This window comes from Glutamicibacter soli (assembly GCF_003309065.1).
GTDB lineage: Bacteria > Actinomycetota > Actinomycetes > Actinomycetales > Micrococcaceae > Glutamicibacter > Glutamicibacter soli.
Window position 1 is genome coordinate 1 of the sequence record NZ_POAF01000023.1, and the last position, 356, is coordinate 356.

Here is a 356-nt window from a genome sequence, read left to right on the forward strand (position 1 = left end):
GCATCGAGGGGAACAAGTGGTGCTCCACCTGGTAGTTCAACCCGCCGTAGACGTGCGAGAGCACGCTGTTGCCGAAGCTGGAGCGAGCCAACACGTTGCGTCCCGTGAGCACCTGGCGCGAGAAGAAGTCGATGCGGGCGTCCGTGGGCACCAGGGGCATGCCCTTGTGGTTGGGCGCGAACGAGGCGCCCATGTAGATGCCGAAGATCGCCAGCTGCACGCCGAGGAAGGCGAAGGCCATGCCTATCGGCAAGAGGAAGAAGATGGCGCCCAGGTACAGGGCAATGCGCAGGCCGATCGAGATCAGTTCGCGGCGGCGGTGCTTCACCCGCCGGCCGACGAACAGGTACTTGATC

The 356-nt window shown here is 64.3% G+C and carries 1 protein-coding gene; it reads right to left on the reverse strand.

Annotation, left to right across the window (positions count from 1 at the left end):
* On the reverse strand, positions 1-356 hold a 356-nt coding region (locus C1H84_RS17860), incomplete at both ends, for a fatty acid desaturase (protein WP_181728200.1).